At 66.3% G+C, this 15,766-nt stretch carries 16 protein-coding genes; 14 read left to right on the top strand and 2 right to left on the bottom strand.

Annotation, left to right across the window (positions count from 1 at the left end):
• The first annotated feature begins 130 nt into the window (after positions 1-130).
• From BN2156_RS27720 to BN2156_RS27665, 12 genes are all read left to right on the top strand, one after another.
• On the top strand, positions 131-976 hold the full coding sequence (locus tag BN2156_RS27720) for an SDR family NAD(P)-dependent oxidoreductase (RefSeq protein ID WP_090518144.1): 846 nt from the start codon (positions 131-133) through the stop codon (positions 974-976).
• A complete protein-coding gene (locus BN2156_RS27715) occupies positions 976-2,391 on the top strand; it encodes an aromatic ring-hydroxylating oxygenase subunit alpha (protein ID WP_090518143.1) in 1,416 nt (471 codons plus the stop codon). Before BN2156_RS27720 ends, BN2156_RS27715 begins: the two co-directional genes overlap by 1 nt.
• 66 nt (positions 2,392-2,457) lie before the next feature.
• On the top strand, positions 2,458-3,630 hold the full coding sequence (locus tag BN2156_RS27710; RefSeq protein ID WP_090518142.1) for an LLM class flavin-dependent oxidoreductase: 1,173 nt from the start codon (positions 2,458-2,460) through the stop codon (positions 3,628-3,630).
• Positions 3,630-5,465 (top strand): flavin-containing monooxygenase, encoded by a 1,836-nt coding sequence (locus BN2156_RS27705; RefSeq protein WP_090518613.1) that lies wholly within the window; start codon positions 3,630-3,632, stop codon positions 5,463-5,465. The genes BN2156_RS27710 and BN2156_RS27705 overlap by 1 nt, the downstream gene beginning before the upstream one ends.
• Entirely contained in the window at positions 5,462-6,292 is an 831-nt protein-coding gene (locus tag BN2156_RS27700; RefSeq protein ID WP_090518141.1) for a TauD/TfdA dioxygenase family protein, read from the top strand. Before BN2156_RS27705 ends, BN2156_RS27700 begins: the two co-directional genes overlap by 4 nt.
• The gene (locus BN2156_RS27695; RefSeq protein ID WP_090518140.1) at positions 6,289-7,209 is read left to right on the top strand and encodes an SDR family NAD(P)-dependent oxidoreductase; all 921 of its coding nucleotides are present in this window, start codon (positions 6,289-6,291) and stop codon (positions 7,207-7,209) included. The genes BN2156_RS27700 and BN2156_RS27695 overlap by 4 nt, the downstream gene beginning before the upstream one ends.
• Complete coding sequence (locus tag BN2156_RS27690; protein ID WP_090518139.1) at positions 7,206-8,345, top strand: CaiB/BaiF CoA transferase family protein; 1,140 nt, start codon at positions 7,206-7,208, stop codon at positions 8,343-8,345. Before BN2156_RS27695 ends, BN2156_RS27690 begins: the two co-directional genes overlap by 4 nt.
• An 11-nt stretch (positions 8,346-8,356) precedes the next feature.
• A complete protein-coding gene (locus tag BN2156_RS27685) occupies positions 8,357-9,511 on the top strand; it encodes an acyl-CoA dehydrogenase family protein (protein ID WP_090518138.1) in 1,155 nt (384 codons plus the stop codon).
• A gap of 5 nt (positions 9,512-9,516) precedes the next feature.
• Positions 9,517-10,440, top strand: coding sequence for an acyl-CoA dehydrogenase family protein (locus tag BN2156_RS27680; protein WP_090518612.1), 924 nt, complete (start codon positions 9,517-9,519; stop codon positions 10,438-10,440).
• Positions 10,437-11,609 carry an acyl-CoA dehydrogenase family protein gene (locus BN2156_RS27675; protein WP_090518137.1) on the top strand — a complete coding sequence of 391 codons (1,173 nt, stop codon included), beginning with the start codon at positions 10,437-10,439 and terminating at the stop codon, positions 11,607-11,609. The genes BN2156_RS27680 and BN2156_RS27675 overlap by 4 nt, the downstream gene beginning before the upstream one ends.
• A complete protein-coding gene (locus tag BN2156_RS27670; protein ID WP_090518136.1) occupies positions 11,609-12,643 on the top strand; it encodes an acyl-CoA dehydrogenase family protein in 1,035 nt (344 codons plus the stop codon). The genes BN2156_RS27675 and BN2156_RS27670 overlap by 1 nt, the downstream gene beginning before the upstream one ends.
• A gap of 84 nt (positions 12,644-12,727) precedes the next feature.
• Complete coding sequence (locus BN2156_RS27665) at positions 12,728-13,501, top strand: VOC family protein (protein WP_090518135.1); 774 nt, start codon at positions 12,728-12,730, stop codon at positions 13,499-13,501.
• On the opposite strand, the gene BN2156_RS27660 is transcribed toward BN2156_RS27665, so the two are convergent.
• Positions 13,476-13,928: a cupin domain-containing protein gene (locus BN2156_RS27660; protein WP_090518134.1), complete on the bottom strand. Its 453-nt coding sequence runs from the start codon at positions 13,926-13,928 to the stop codon at positions 13,476-13,478. The two genes, BN2156_RS27665 and BN2156_RS27660, sit on opposite strands and share 26 nt — an antisense overlap.
• A 19-nt stretch (positions 13,929-13,947) precedes the next feature.
• Between BN2156_RS27660 and BN2156_RS27655 the strand changes: the two genes are divergently transcribed.
• Positions 13,948-14,364, top strand: a complete 417-nt coding sequence (locus BN2156_RS27655; RefSeq protein WP_090518133.1) for a hypothetical protein — start codon at positions 13,948-13,950, stop codon at positions 14,362-14,364.
• A 31-nt stretch (positions 14,365-14,395) separates the two neighbouring features.
• Positions 14,396-15,001: a GNAT family N-acetyltransferase gene (locus BN2156_RS27650; RefSeq protein ID WP_162490987.1), complete on the top strand. Its 606-nt coding sequence runs from the start codon at positions 14,396-14,398 to the stop codon at positions 14,999-15,001.
• Here the strand turns inward: BN2156_RS27650 and BN2156_RS27645 are convergent.
• On the bottom strand, positions 14,998-15,447 hold the full coding sequence (locus BN2156_RS27645; protein WP_090518131.1) for an Hsp20/alpha crystallin family protein: 450 nt from the start codon (positions 15,445-15,447) through the stop codon (positions 14,998-15,000). The genes BN2156_RS27650 and BN2156_RS27645 overlap by 4 nt on opposite strands.
• Positions 15,448-15,766: the final 319 nt, after the last annotated feature.

Genomic DNA, 15,766 nt, shown 5'->3' with positions numbered 1-15,766 from the left:
ACAATAGCCGCCAGGAACCTCAGATCCACCCTTGACGGTTGAATAACTGCTGCGGAATAGTGTTCTCCAATATGAAGATCGTCATTTATTGTCCGGACAAATGAGGCACACGAATCGGCAGGGGATGCGAATGGACAGTTCCCTGAGCTTGGACGGTCGGGTGGTGGTGGTGTCGGGCGCCGGCGGTGGCGGGATCGGCACCACCGTCACGCGGATGGCGGCCGAGGCCGGGGCGACCGTCGTTGCGGTCAGCCGCTCACAGGACAACCTCGACACCCACGTCGCACCGCTGGCCGACAAGGGGCTGAAGGTCATGACCGTGGCCGCCGACGCCTCCACCGATGACGGGATCGCCACGGTGCTGGAAGCGGCCCGTCAGGCAGACGGCGCGCTGTACGGCCTGGTAAATGTCGCCGGCGGAGCCGCCCCGTCCACCTGGATGCCGGCCACCCGCGTGTCGCGGGCCGACTGGCGCGAGCTGTTCACCGCCAACCTGGAAACGATGTTCTTCATGAGTCAGGCGGTGGCTGCCGAGATTCGGTCGCAAGGCAATCCGGGCTCGATCGTGTCGGTGTCCTCGATCAGCGGTATGAACACCGCGCCCTATCACGTGGCCTACGGCACCGCGAAGGCCGCGATCGTCGCGGCCACCCGCACGATGGCCGCCGAGCTCGCCGCGGACGGCATCCGCGTCAACGCCGTCGCCCCCGGGGTGACCGAAACCGCCGCCTCGGCAACCTATGTCGACGCCGACCCCGACCGGGACCAGCGGGCGATCGCGATGGGCCGGCGCGGCACTCCCGAGGAGCAGGCCGGGGCCATCCTGTTCCTGCTCTCGGATCTGTCCAGCTACATCACCGGCCAGACCATCCTGGTCGACGGCGGGCTGAACCTGCGCTGGACGCATCTCGGTGCCGACAACACCTCGCTGTTCCTCAAGGACGAATCCTTCCGCGAAGCCATCAGGAGGATCTAGTGGCCCATACCGAATCCGATCTCGACGCCGCGATGGAAGTCGACGCCGAACCGGACGACTCGACCGGCGTCATCGCCGAGGACCTTTCTGCGCCGACGACCATCCCGGTCGAGGCCTATATCTCCGCGGATTACGCCCGCGCCGAACGGGATCGGCTGTGGCGCAAGGTGTGGCAGCAGGTCGGCCGGGTCGAGGAGATCCCGGAGATCGGCAGTTACCTGACCTACGACATCCTCGACGACTCGATCATCGTGGTGCGGACGGGTCCAAACGAATTCACTGCCCACCACAACGTCTGTATGCACCGTGGCCGCAAGCTCATCGACAATCCCGAGGGCGCCAAGAACGCGACCGGCCGAGCCCGGAAGTCTTTTGTCTGCGGGTTCCACGGCTGGACGTACGGTCTCGACGGGGCCTGCACACACATCCGGGAACAGGACGACTGGCAGGGCAAACTCACTGCGAGCAACACGCACCTGGCGCCCGTGCAGGTGGATACCTGGGGCGGGTGGCTGTTCATCAACATGGACCCGCACTGTGAGCCGCTGATCGACTACCTGTACCCGGCGGCCAAGATCCTCGACCCGTTCGGGTTGGAGAACATGCGCTACAAGTGGCGCAAGTGGTTGTACTTCGACTGCAATTGGAAGGTCGCGATGGAGGCCTTCAACGAGACGTACCACGTGTTCACCACGCACCCGGAGTTCAACCAGTTCGGCGAGTTCAAGGGCTGGGCGAAGGCGCAGGGCAAGCACAGCAACATCGGGTACGACGCGCCGAAAGGTATGGACGAGACCAAGTCCAAGATCCGCCTGGGCACCGGTGATCCGCGCATCTCCACCGCCGAGATGCAGGTGTACACCATGGAAGAGACCAATGCGACGACGACGAACACACTGGTGAATGCCGCCAAGCGACTGGTCGACGAACTGCCCGAGGGCACCCCCGCCGACGAGGTGTTGCAGCACTGGCTGGCCTCGGCCCGCCGCGACGACGAGGCGCGCGGCGTGATCTGGCCGACCATCCCGCCCGACATCCTGGGGCAGAGCGGCACGGCCTGGCAGATCTTCCCGAACTTCCAAGTGGGGCAGGGTCTGACCAGCGCGCTGTGCTACAGCGCGCGCCCCGATCCGAGCTACAACCCGGACAAGTGCATCTTCGAGGTCGCCGTCTTCGAGCTGTATCCCAAAGGTGAAGAGCCGCAGACCGAGTGGGCCTACACCCCGAAGGACTCACCGAACTGGCTGTCGGTGCTGCCGCAGGATTTCTCGAATATGGCGGCGGTGCAACAGGGGATGAAATCGGCGGGTTTCCCGGGAACTCTGCCTAATCCCTATCGCGAACGCAGCACGGTCAACCTGCACTACCAACTTTCCAAGTACATGGGCACCGGAGAGCCCACCGACATCCAGTGATTTGTGCACGCCCACCAACGCCCACGGCGCGTGAACGTGCACAAATCGCCCGATAAGGAGCCGTAAATGAAAGTCAATCTGGGTACGGGAGCGCAGAACTCCCAGGACTGGGAGCGGGTGCTCGCCGGGGACTTCAGCACCCCGCCCGCCACGCCGGACTACAAGTGCGTGCAGGCCGCGCTGGCCCTCGGTGATCTCGCCGAACCGCTGGGCTTCGACGGGATCTGGTTCCCCGAACACCACGGCACGCCATATGGCATGACGCCCAACCCGATTCAGGCCCTCACCTACTTCGCCGGACGCACCGAGCGGGTCAGCCTGGGTACCTTCGTGGCAGTGGTGCCGTGGTGGAACCCGATCCGGCTGGCCACCCAGATCGCCTATCTCGACATCGTCTCCAACGGTCGCTACACCACGATCGGCCTGGGCCGCGGTGTGTCGAAGGGGGAGTTCGCCGCCGTCGGTGTGCCGCGTGAGGAGAGCCGCGACCGCTTCAACGAGACGCTGGACATCCTCAAGCTGGCCTTCTCCGGTGAGCGGTTCTCCTACGACGGCAAGATCTTCAGCTTCCCGGAGATGTCGCTGCGCCCCGAGCCGATCAGCACCGACCTGTTCGATCGCATCTACAGCTCATCCTCGACCGCCGAGTCGCTGGAGATCCTGTCGCGGCGCGGCATGGTCCCGCTGTTCGTCGGCAACAAGCCGATCACCGATGCCGGCGAAGAGGTGCGCAAGGTCAACACCTTCCGCGCCGAAGAAGGCCTGGGGCCTTGTCAGCCCAAGAACGTGATGTTCATGTACTGCGTGGGCTCCGAGGACGAGGTCGGCCAAACCGAGGAGTGGATCTGGACCGCCAACCGCGACGTCAACGTGCACTACGGTTTTGCCGACGCGTCGAACTTCAAGGGCGTCAAGGGCTATGAGGCCTACGCCGCCCGCGAGGCAAGTGCGACGGCGGTGCTCGCGTCTGAGGTGGGCAACCAGAAGAAGGGCGGTCCGCCCGGATACCACGCGTCCAACCTGCTGATCGGGACCCCCGAGACAGTGTTCGAAAAGCTCAAGGCCGCGCAGGAGGCCTGCTCGTTCTGTGAGGTCACCATCGTCCCGCAGTTCGGCACCATGCCGTACGAGAAGGCCATGGAGTCCACCAAGCTGTTCGCGGCCGAGGTCTTGCCCGCGGTGCACGACATGCCTGCTCCGCTGCACGCGGCCGCCCTGCCGGAGAAGGCCAACGCATGATCCAACCGTGTGGTCCCACCGACGTCCCCACCGACATCGACATCGACGCGATCCGGGAGAAGTACGCCGCCGAGCGGGCCAAACGGCTGCGGCCCGAGGGTGCCGACCAGTACCTGGAACTGGAAGGCGAGTTCGCCGAGTTCTATGAGGTCGACCCGTATACGACGGTGACCGAACGGGATCCGATCGTCGAGGATGCCGATGTCGTCATCCTCGGCGGCGGATTCGCCGGCCTGCTGGCCGGGGCCTACCTGAAGAAGGCGGGGGTCGAGGGGATCCGGGTCATCGAGATGGCCGGCGACTTCGGCGGGGTCTGGTACTGGAATCGCTTCCCGGGAATCCAGTGCGACAACGACGCCTACTGCTACATTCCCCTGCTCGAAGAACTCGACTTCATGCCGAGCAAGAAGTTCGCCGACGGCGCCGAGATCTTCCAGCACTGCCGCAACATCGGCAAGCATTTCGGCCTGTACGACGGTGCCCTGTTCTCCACCCAGGTGCGCGAACTGCGTTGGGACGACGCGACACAGCGCTGGCAGATCAGCACCAACCGGGGCGATGAGATCCGGGCCCGGTTCGTCGTCATGGCGCAAGGCTCCTACAACCGGCCGAAGCTGCCGGGCATCCCCGGTATCAGGGACTACACGGGGCACGTGTTCCACTCCGCACGCTGGGATTACGACTACACGGGCGGTGACGCCGACGGCGGCCTGCACAAACTGGCCGACAAACGCGTCGCCCTCGTCGGCACCGGTGCGACCGGCATCCAGTTGGTACCGCACCTCGGCCGTGACGCCGAGCAGCTGTTCGTCTTCCAGCGGACCCCGTCCTCGGTCGACGCGCGTACCAACCCACCCACCGATCCGGCCTGGGCCGCGGCGCTGCAGCCGGGCTGGCAGGAAGAGCGCAAGCGCAACTTCCACAACTGGTCGCCGTTCGTCGGGGTGGTGTTCGGCGAACCAGATCTCGTGTGCGACTTCTGGACCGAGCTCGGTCGTAACCTGACCGCCCGGATCGCGGCCAGCGAGAACCCCGCAGAAGTGACCATCGAGCAGATAATGGCGTTCCGCGAGGAAGAGGATTTCAAGATCATGGAGCGGCTGCGCCGCCACGTGGCCGAGATCGTCGAAGATCCCGCGACTGCCGAGGCGCTCAAGCCGTACTACCGATTCATGTGCAAGCGGCCGACATCCAGCGAGCACTACCTGGCCACGTTCAACCGGCCCAACGTGACGCTTGTCGACGTGTCGGCATCCAAGGGCGTGGAACGGCTGACCGAGAAGGGCATCGTCGCCGACGGTGTCGAATACGAGGTCGACTGCGTCATCTTCGCGAGCGGCTTCGAGATCTCCACCGAGATCAGCCGCCGGTTCGCGATCGAGAACATCGTGGGCCGCGACGGTCTGTCGCTGTTCGACTACTGGCAGAACGACTACAAGACCCTGCACGGGATGACCAGCCGCGGATTTCCCAACCAGTTCTTCATGGGGTTCATTCAGGGCGGCGTGTCAGCCAACACCACGGCCATGTTCGAACAGCAGGCCAAGCACATTGCCTACATCATCGCCGAGGCGCAGAACCGGGGTGCCGGCACGGTCGAGCCGAGCCAGGAGGGCCAGGATGCCTGGGTGGCGACGGTCCGCGAACTGTCGATCGACAACTCGGCCTTCGAACTGTCCTGTACGCCGGGCTATTACAACAACGAGGGACGCGGCGGCGCCGAGCGCAACGGCGCATTTCTCGGCGATTTCTACTCGCCCGGGTTCTACGCCTTCGATGAGCTGATCGCCGAATGGCGGGCCAAGGGCGACCTCGACGGATTAGAGCTCACATGACGACGACCACTGCGCTGCAGACCCGGGACATCAAGCCGCGCATCGGGACCGAGATCCGCTCCGACAAGGCGACGCTGCTCTCCGGCGAGCATGCCGGGCGCATCCGGGAACTGCTGGAGCAGCGCGGCGTGCTGGTGTTCCCGCAGATCGGGTTCACCGATGACGAGCAGATCGCCTTCACCGAAACCCTCGGCACCTTCGCCCCCGAGCACCAGGGCGAGAAGCTCTACAAGGTGTCGCTGGACACCGAGGTGAACAAGCAGGCCGACTATCTCAAGGGCTCGCTGTACTGGCACATCGACGGAACCATGAACGAGGTTCCGATCCTGGCTTCGCTGCTGCAGAGTGTGGCGCTGGGCAACCCGGAAGAAGGCGACACCGAGTTCTGCAACACCTATGCGGCCTACGACGATCTGTCCGACGAGGACAAGGCCGACATCGACGGGCTGCGGGTCATGCACTCGGCGTGGAACACGCTGTTCTACTACGACCCCGAGCCCAGCGCGAAGACGCTGCGCCGCATGATGGCGATCGGTGACCGGGAACTGCCGCTGGTGTGGACGCATCAATCCGGCCGCAAGTCGCTGGTGCTCGGCGCCACTGCGCGACATATCGTGGATGTCGATTTCCGCAAGAGCGCCGAGCTGCTGGTGCGGCTGCGGGATTGGGCCACCCAGTCCGATTTCACGTACCGGCACAAATGGACCGTCGGTGACCTGGTGATCTGGGACAACACCGGAACCATGCACCGGGCCACGCCGTATGACCCGACGTCGGGGCGGCTGCTGCAGCGCACCAAACTCGAGGGCGAGGAGCCCTTCGCTTGAGCACACTCAGATTCGACGATCGCGTCGCCGTCATCACCGGCGCCGGCCGGGGACTGGGCCGCGAATACGCCCTGCTGCTCGCGTCGAAGGGCGCGAAGATCGTGGTCAACGATCCCGGTGGCGGTCTCACCGGTGACGGCACCGACTCGACGCCCGCGCAGGATGTCGTCGACGAAATCGTCTCGGCCGGTGGACAAGCCGTCGCCGTCACCGATTCGGTGGCGACGCCCGACGGCGGGCAGGCCATCGTCGACGCCGCCGTCGAACGCTTCGGCCGTATCGACATCCTGATCCACAACGCGGGCACCGTCCGGCGGGCGCCGCTCAAGGAGATGAGCTACAACGATTTTGAGGCCGTGCTCGACGTGCATCTGCGGGGCGCGTTCCACGTTGTGCGCCCGGCGTTTCCGCTGATGTGCGCGGCCGGGTACGGCCGTGTGGTGCTGACCTCGTCGATCGGCGGCCTGTACGGCAACCACGAGGTGGCCAACTACGCCGCGGCCAAGGCCGGGATCCTCGGGTTGTGCAACGTGGTTGCGCTGGAGGGCGCCGTCGAAGGCGTGTTGTGCAACGCGATCGTGCCGGGCGCGGTGACCCGGATGGCCGAGGGCCTGGACACCTCGGCGTACCCGCCGATGGGCGCGGACCTGGTGGCCCCGGCTGTCGGCTGGCTGGCCCATGAATCCTGTTCGGTGAGCGGCGAATTCTTCGTGGCGATCGCCGGACGGATCGCCCGCGCGGTCGTGGCCGAGAGCCCAGGCGTGTACCAACCGTCGTGGACAGTCGAACAAGTGGGGGAGCAGGTGGAGGCGATCCGCGATCTGTCCGAGCCGGTGATCTTCCCCGTGGTGCCCGACGGGCATGCCGACCACATCCGCTACAGCTTCGGACGAGCGGCAGAGGGGGTCAGCTCATGAGATCCGGTCCGTTGCAGGGCGTTCGGGTGGTGGACCTCACCGCCATGGTGATGGGACCCTACTGCACGCAGATCATGGCGGACATGGGCGCCGACGTCATCAAGGTCGAAACCCCGGCGGGCGACAACACCCGCTACATCTCGGTGGGGCCCGCGCCAGGCATGAGCGGCGTGTTCGTCAACGTCAACCGTGGCAAGCGAAGCGTGGTGCTGGATCTGCGGTCGCCCGAGGGCAAGGCCGACCTGTGCGCACTGATCGCCGATGCCGATGTGTTCATCCACTCGATGCGGGCCAAGGCCATCGCCAAGCTCGGGTTCGGCTACGACGACGTGGCCGCGATCAACCCGGGCATCGTCTACACCAACTGCTACGGGTACGGCCGTCGTGGCCCGGACGCCGACCGTCCCGCCTATGACGACACCATCCAGGCCGAGTGCGGATTGCCTGCCGTGCAACAGCAATTGACCGGAGACGCCTCCTACGTGGGCACCATCATGGCCGACAAGGTGGCCGGGCTGACCGCGCTCTACGCCACCACGATGGCGCTGTTCCACCGGGAACGCACCGGCGAGGGCCAGGAGGTCGAGGTCAGCATGTTTGAGACCATGGCCTCCTTCATGCTGGTCGAGCATGCCAACGGCGCCATGTTCGACCCCCCGCTGGGGCCCGCGGTGTACCCGCGGGCGGTCACGCCCAACCGCAGGCCGTATGAGACCAAGGACGGTCACATCGCCGCGCTGATCTACAACGACAAGCACTGGAATGCGTTCATCGACCGGGTGCAGCCGTCCTGGAACAGTCCCGAATACGCGACGTTGGAGCAGCGGGCCCGGCAGATCGACACCGTGTACGGGCTGGTCGCCCGGACCCTCAAGGAGCGCACCACCGCCGAGTGGCTGGACCTGTTCGCGGAGTTGGAGATTCCCGCGGCGCCCATGCTCACGCCGGATGAGTTGTTCGAGAACGAGCACCTCAACGCGGTCGGATTGTTCGAGACCGTCGACACCCCGCACGGCCGGGTACGGATGCCCGGTGTGCCGACCTGGTTCTCCCGAACCCCGGGCCGCGTCGCCGGATATGCACCGGAACTCGGAGCCGACACCGCCGAGGTGCTCGCTGAGCTCGGCCCGCGATAGAAAGGCCAGGAGTGGATTTCGATTTTGGTGAGGTGGCCGACTCGCTGCGCGGTGAGTTGCGTGCGCTGATCGCCGACCAGGTTCCCGCCGACTTTCTCGGCGCGTTCACCGATGACCCCGCCGATCTGGCGGTGGCTCAGCAGTTCTGCCGGACACTGGCACAGCAGCATCTGCTGTGCATGTCGTGGCCAAAGGAGTTCGGCGGCGGCGACGCCTCGGTGTGGGAGCAGACCGTGGTGCGCGAGGAGATGTGGGCGCATCACGAGCCGCGCGGAGCCCAGTACATGGGCGTCAACTGGGTCGGGCCGATCATCATGCGGCACGGCACGCCAGCGCAGCAGCGCAAGCACCTGCCGCCGATCGCCAACGGTGAAGTGATCTGGTGCCAGGGCTTTTCCGAGCCCGAGGCGGGTTCGGACCTGGCCTCGCTGCGGACCTTCGCCCGCCGGGAGGACGACGGCTGGCGCGTCAACGGCCAGAAGATCTGGACCTCCTACGCCACGATGGCGCAGTGGTGCTTCCTGCTGGCGCGCACCTCCAAAGGTGAGAAGAAACAACAGGGCATGACCATCTTCCTGGTACCCATGGATTCCCCGGGCATCCAGGTGCGTCCGATCCGCACCATGATGGGCCCGCACCATCTCAACGAGGTGTTCTTCGATGACCTCAAGGTGACCGAGGCCGATGTGCTGGGCACCGTGGACCAAGGTTGGTCGATCGTGCAGGACGTGGTGTCCTTCGAGCGCGTCGGCATCGCCCGGTACGCGCGCTGCGAGCGGCTGCTGCAGACCGCCCCCGAGGTACTCGGCGAGCAGTGGGAGCAGTTGCCCGCCGAACTGCGCGGCCGGTGGACCCGGATGCTCACCCACTGTCGCCGGGCCAGGCTGATGGCCTACCGGGTGGTGTCGATGCAGGCCACCGGACGGGTGAATCCCGGTGACTCCGCGGCATATCGGATCGCGGTGACGCGTTTGGACCAGGAGAGTGCCGAGGTGCTCATGGAGATGGCGGCCGCGCTGCCGCGCGGCGAGGACAGCCGCATCGAGTACTTCCGCGCCGAGGTGGAGGACCACTGGCGGTATTCGCAGGCATCCACGGTGTCCTCGGGCAGCATCGAGATGCAGCGCATCCTGTTGTCGCGGACCATGCTGGCCGGAAAGGCGTGACGGCGATGATCCTCGATCTCAGCGATGACGCGAAAGAATATGGCCGCCAAGCCCTCAAGGCGTTCGAGTCCGCCGGTGGCGATCAGCTGCTGGCCCAGGCCGACGCCAAACCAGAGACTCGCGCCGAGATGGTGACGCCGGTACTCGACGGTCTGGGCGTCTTGGAGTTGGAACCGCGCGCCGACGCCGACGCACTGGAGGCCGCTGCTGCGGTGTGCCGCAGCGCGGGCTATTGGGCGCTGCCGTACCCGGTGGCCGAGCGCTTGTCGCGCCCGCAAGACATGGAGGTCGACGGCCTGATCGTCGTCGACGCAACCGCGCCCGAGGCACCGTTACAGGGGCTGGACAACCGTTGGGCCGCTGTCACATTGGACGGTGCGCGCAGTACCGTGACCAAACTCGGCGCGCCGGGCCCGTCCTTCGCCACCGCCCTCGAGCTGGCCGCCGTGGACAGTGCGGGGTTGAACGACGTCGCCCTGGCCCTCACGCTGCCGTCCTGGACCCTGCTGGGCATGCTGGACCGCGCCATCGACCTGACCACCGCACACGTCAGCCTGCGCAAGCAGTTCGGCCAGCCGCTGTCGTCGTTCCAAGGTGTGCAGTTCCAGCTCACCGACGCCGAGGTGGAGCGCAGCGGCGTCGACATGCTGGCCAGGTACGCGCTGTGGAGTGTGGTCACCAACGCCGCCGATGAGGCGATCAACGACGCCCTGGCATTGCGGCTGGCCGCCATCGAGGCCGCCGAGGTGGTGTTCCGCGTGTGCCACCAACTGCACGGCGCGGTCGGCTTCTGCGATGAGACCACGCTGTCCTGGCTGTCGCGCTACAGCCAGCCCGTGCGCCGCCTGCCCTTCGGGGTGTCCAAGACCCGGGACACGTTGACCGCGCGCCTGGGACGGCACGGACTCACCGGATTGTTCTCGTCATGACCGGCCTCGACGAGTTCCGGGCCACGGTAAGGGACTGGTGCGCCACCCACGTTCCGAAAGACTGGCGTGCCAAGCAGACCGGCGTCAGTGCCGACGAGTTCGTGGCGTTCCAGAAATCCTGGTTCGCCGAACTTCACACCGCCGGCTACGCGGTGCCGCACTGGCCTGCCGAATGGGGCGGCGGCATGGGAGTTGCCGAGCAGATCGTGCTGTACCAGGAGCTGGCCGCCCATGATGCGCCGCGGCTGGTGCTGGCCTTCGTCGGTATCCATCACGCCGCCTCGACCCTGCTCGCCGCAGGTACCGACGAGCAGAAGCAAAGGCACCTGCCCGCCATCCTCGACGGTGAGATCTGGGTGCAGGGTTTCTCTGAGCCGGAGGCCGGATCAGATCTGGCTGCCCTGCGTACCACGGCGAAGGTCGACAGCGTCGCAGCTGACCGGTTCATCGTCAACGGCCAGAAGCTCTGGGCCAGTGGTGCGATGCACGCCGACTGGTGCCTGTTGCTGGCCCGCACCGATCCGGAAGCGCCCAAACGGCACGGTATCTCGTATTTCCTGATGGACATGACCACTCCCGGGATCGACGTGCGGCCGATCCGCAACGCGGCGGGGGATTCGCACTTCTGCGAGATCTTCCTCAACGACGTCGCGGTCCCGGCGACCAATCTCATCGGCCCGGTGAACAAGGGTTGGCAGGTCGCGCAGGCCACGCTCGGCGCCGAGCGCGGCATGACCATGCTGGAGCTGTCCGAACGGCTGGGCAATGCGGGCTTCAACTGGCTGCTGGAAGCCGCTCCGGTCGAGGATCCGGCGGTGGCAGATCGGCTGGCGCAGTTCGAGATCGAGCTGACCGGCCTGCGCGGGCTCTGCCGCGACCTGGTGGAACGTACCGAGGCGGGGCGGGCCGGTCCGGCGGACGCCTCGATCGTCAAGCTGTACTACAGCGAGCTGTTGCAACGGATGACCGGATTCGGTGCGGAGATCGGTGGCCTGAACGCCCACACCGTGTTGGCCAAACCGGCCTCCAGCGGCTGGGAATCGGGCGCCTGGATGCTCGATTTCATCGGATCGTGGGAGTGGACCATCCCCGGCGGAGCCAGCGAGATCCAGCGCACCATCATCGGTGAGCGTGGCCTGGGCCTGCCCCGAGAACCGAGTGCGGTGTGATGAGCGACTTCTCCGACATCCATGACGAGCTACGTTCGGTAGCAAGCGATCTGCTGGCCAAGGACAGCCTCGACTGGCCGCTGCTGGTATCGGCGGGCTGGGTCGGACTGGATGCCCCCGAGGAATCCGGCGGCGCTGGTGCGACGTTCGCCGAGGTCGCGGTGATCTGCGAGGAGATCGGCCGGGCCGCGGCGCCCACCAGTTATCTCGGAAGTGCAGTGCTGGCCATCGGCGCCCTCGATGCGGTGCGACCCAACGAGTTCCGCGATGCGTTGGTGGAGGCGGTGGTGGCCGGGCAAACCCGCGTCGCGCTTGCCCTACCCGGGGGCGGGGAGCCGGCGCCCTTCGATCTGGCCACCACGAGACTGGGCTGGCGCGTCCACGGCCGGGCCGGCTTCGTGTCCGACGCGGCAGGAGCTCAGCGGCTGCTGTTGCCGGCTCGTGACGCCGACGGCGTCGCGGTGTTGGTGGATGTGGCGGCCGGCGCACCCGGGTTGACGGTCACCGAGCAGCCGGTGCTGGACGAGACCCGCCGGCTGGCCACCGTGACGGCCGAGGGCGTGGAGGTCGACGAGGATGCGGTGTGGCGATTCGACGGCGACGCCGCGGCACAGTTGCAGAAACTGCCCGAACGCGCCGCACTCGCGGTGGCCTGTGACAGTCTCGGTGTCGCCCAGGCCATGCTCGACGCCACGGTGTCCTACACCGGGGCCCGCCGGCAGTTCGGCCGTCCGATCGGCTCGTTCCAGGCCGTCAAGCACGCCTGCGCCGACATGCTCGTGCGGATCTCGGTGGCCCGGCAGCTGGTGACCGCCGCCATCACGGCGCCCGAACCACGCGCGGTGTCGATGGCGAAGGCCTACAGCACCGAGGCTGCCGTCGAGGTGGCCGGTAAGGCCATGCAGCTGCACGGCGGCATCGGTTACACCTGGGAGAGCGGCGTCCATGTGTATCTCAAGCGGGCCGCGCTCGACCGGTCGCTGTTCGGTGCGCCTGCCGAGCACCGCGCCAGGATCGCTCAGCGCTACGGATAGCCCTGTTCGGCGGTCGGCGATGAGTTTTCCCGGTGCCGGTGGTCGGTATGCATGACCGACCACTCACCATGGAGGAGACATATCGTGGTTACCCGTCAGAGCGCCCCGCTGGGCGCCCCCACCTGGACCGACCTGGCCACCTCTGACCTCGAGCGCGCCAAGCAGTTCTACGGTGCAGTGTTCGGCTGGACGTTCGAAACCGGTGGCCCCGAATACGGCGGCTACGTCACCGCATCTGTCGACGGCCAGGTGGTGGCCGGGCTGATGCGCAATGACCCGCAGTGGAACGCGCCGGATGCCTGGACGGTCTATTTGCACACCGCCGACGCCGATGCTGCCGTCGCCGCGGTGACCGCGGCAGGCGGGGGCAACTGTGGTGGGGTGATGGACATTCCGGCCAAGGGCCGGATGGCGATGATGACCGACCCGACGGGGTCCGTCTTCGGCGTCTGGCAGCCGGGTGGGCACGAGGGTTTCGCGGTGTTCAACGAAGCCGGTGCACCGGTGTATCACCAGGTGACCACCCGCGACTATGCCAAGGCCCTGGACTTCTACCGCACGGCGTTCGGCTGGACCACCGAGACTGTGTCGGACTCCGATGAATTCCGCTACAGCACAGCCAACTTCGATGGTGAGGCGCTCGTCGGGGTGATGGACGGCGCCGCGATCATGCCCGAAGGCGCCCCGTCGCACTGGTGCTCGTTCCTGGGCTCCGACGATGTCGACAAGACCATCGAGCTGATCGTCGCCAACGGTGGTTCGGTGGTGCGCCCGGCCGAGGACACGCCTTACGGGCGGCTGGCCGCAGTGGCCGATCCGACCGGCGCCGAGTTCAATCTGTCGTCGCTGCAGGGCTGAGGGCGAAGTCGGCGAAGTCGAAGCCCGGCACCACCACACAGCTGACCAGGGCGGGCTCGTCATCGCGCGGCATCGCACGTTGCCAGTGGCCGGGCGGCACCAGCAGTTGCGGGTGCTGCCCGGCCAACACATCCGGGCCCAGCAGAAGGCTTGTCGCCGCGTCTCTTTGCGCGCCGACCTCCAGGACCAGTGGGCTGCCCCGGTGGTGGAACCACAGCTCGGCGCTGCGCACCGTGTGCCAGGCCGACTGCTGGCCGGGCATCAGCAGGAACAGGATCGCGGTGCCGGCGCTGCGTGGCCCGGAGTAGCCCGACGGCAGCGAGGACTGGGGGATGGCCAGTTCGCTGCGCCAGGTCTCGCGGTACCAGCCGCCCTCGGGGTGCGGGGCGAGATCGAGCCGTCTGGCCCAGTCGGGTAGTTCGCTCACAACCGATAGTCTCGTCGTCATGGTTCGTCTACGTCCAGGGTGGCTGGTAGCCCTGTGTGCCGCCGTCCTGGTGGTGGTCGCCTGGTTGCCTTGGCTGACCACCTCGGTCGACGGCGGCGGCCGGGCCAATGCGATCGGCGGCGCGGTGGGAAGCATCGTGCTGCCACGCGGTTTCGGCGCCGGGCAGCTGATCGTCCTGCTGGGTTCCGGCCTGATCGTGGCCGGTGCGATGGCCGGGCGCGGCCTGTCGCAACGGTGGGCTTCGGCTGCCGGGCTGTTGATTTCGGTGACCCTGGTGGCCTTGACGGTGTGGTACTACATGCTCAACGTCAAAGGGCCGGTGGCCGCGGGTTACGGGCTCTATCTGGGGGCGGCGATGGCGGTGCTGGCCGGGTTGTGTTCGGTGTGGTCCTTGTTGTCGACGTTGGGCCGATGAGCGCTTGCACGAAGAGCAAGGGATGGATCTGGTGAGCGAATTCGTCAAGCCGGTCGAGCTGACCGGGCAACGCTGGGTGAAGTTGGAGCCGTTGACCACCGGGCACATTGCTGAGATCGACGCTGTCGCCGCGGATGGTGAGTTGGGTTCGCTCTGGTTCACGATGACGCCCAAACCGGGCGGAGCCACCGAGTGGGTGCAGCGGATGCTCGAGCTGCGTGCGGCCGACCACGGCGTCAGCTTCGTGGTGCGCGACCTCGACGGCAGGTTGGTCGGGTCGTCGAGCTATCTGCATGTCGACGGCCCGAACCGCAGGCTGGAGATCGGGCATACCTGGTACACCGCCGCGGCTCGGCGTAGCGGCATCAACGCCGAGACCAAACTGCTGATGCTGGGACATGCCTTCGACGAGTTGAATTGTGTGGCAGTGGAATTCCGCACCCACTTCTTCAACTCCGCCAGCCGGGCGGCCATCGAGCGGCTCGGCGCCAAACTCGACGGCGTGCTGCGCAGCCACCAGCTGGGACCCGACGGATCCCGTCGTGACACCGTCGTTTATTCGATCCTGGACATCGAATGGCCCGCAGTGCGGTCCAACCTGAAGTTCAGGCTGGACCGCCGCGGGCAGACCGACTAATCCGCGTCGACTGTGGTGGTTTCGATCGACTTGCGGTCGGTACCGTGCGCGACCTCGATCTTGCGGGGCCGGGCACGTTCTGCCACAGGGATGGTCACGGTGAGGACACCGTTCTCATATGTGGCGGAGATCGCCGACGTATCGATTCCGTCGCCGAGCGACAACTGGCGTCGGTAACTGCCGAAGAACCGCTCGTTGGCCAGCCATTGAACCGACTCTTCTGAGCGCGCGGTCCGATGGGCCGAGATGGTCAGCGTGCCGTTGTCCACATTGACGTCCACCGAGCCCGGATCGATGCCCGGGAGGTCGGCCGTCAGAACGTAATGGTCACCGATCTTGCAGAGGTCCATCGGCATGAACCTCGGCGTACGAGTTGACCCGGAATCATTCGTCAGCAAACTCCTGGTCAAAACATCAAGGTCGCTGAACGGATCAAAACGAAGCACAGTAATTCACCTCCCGTACCGTCTCAGAGCCCGCCACCCTGGCAGGCAGCCAATCACTGTGCAACGCCGATATTAGCACTCGGCCATGAGGAGTGCCAGAATTTTCTTGTCGGTTTTCTTGATGGTTTCACCATGTCACAGCCACGTACCCCGGCATGGCGGCTGTCGCGAGGCCGCGTAGTGCCGGGAGAGTGCGCCACACCGTCGCGGAGTCGAACGGGATTGCTGGCGCCGCGTGTGCAGCTGCGGCGATGACGGTGCGCCCCGTCCGCCGCCAGTGTGACCGGTGAGTCCGCAGCGGCCAGCAGCAACCTCTTGA

This window comes from Mycolicibacterium neworleansense (assembly GCF_001245615.1).
In the GTDB taxonomy this organism is placed as follows: domain Bacteria; phylum Actinomycetota; class Actinomycetes; order Mycobacteriales; family Mycobacteriaceae; genus Mycobacterium; species Mycobacterium neworleansense.
Note: the sequence above shows the minus strand (reverse complement) of the source record. Positions and strands in the feature narration are given on the sequence as shown.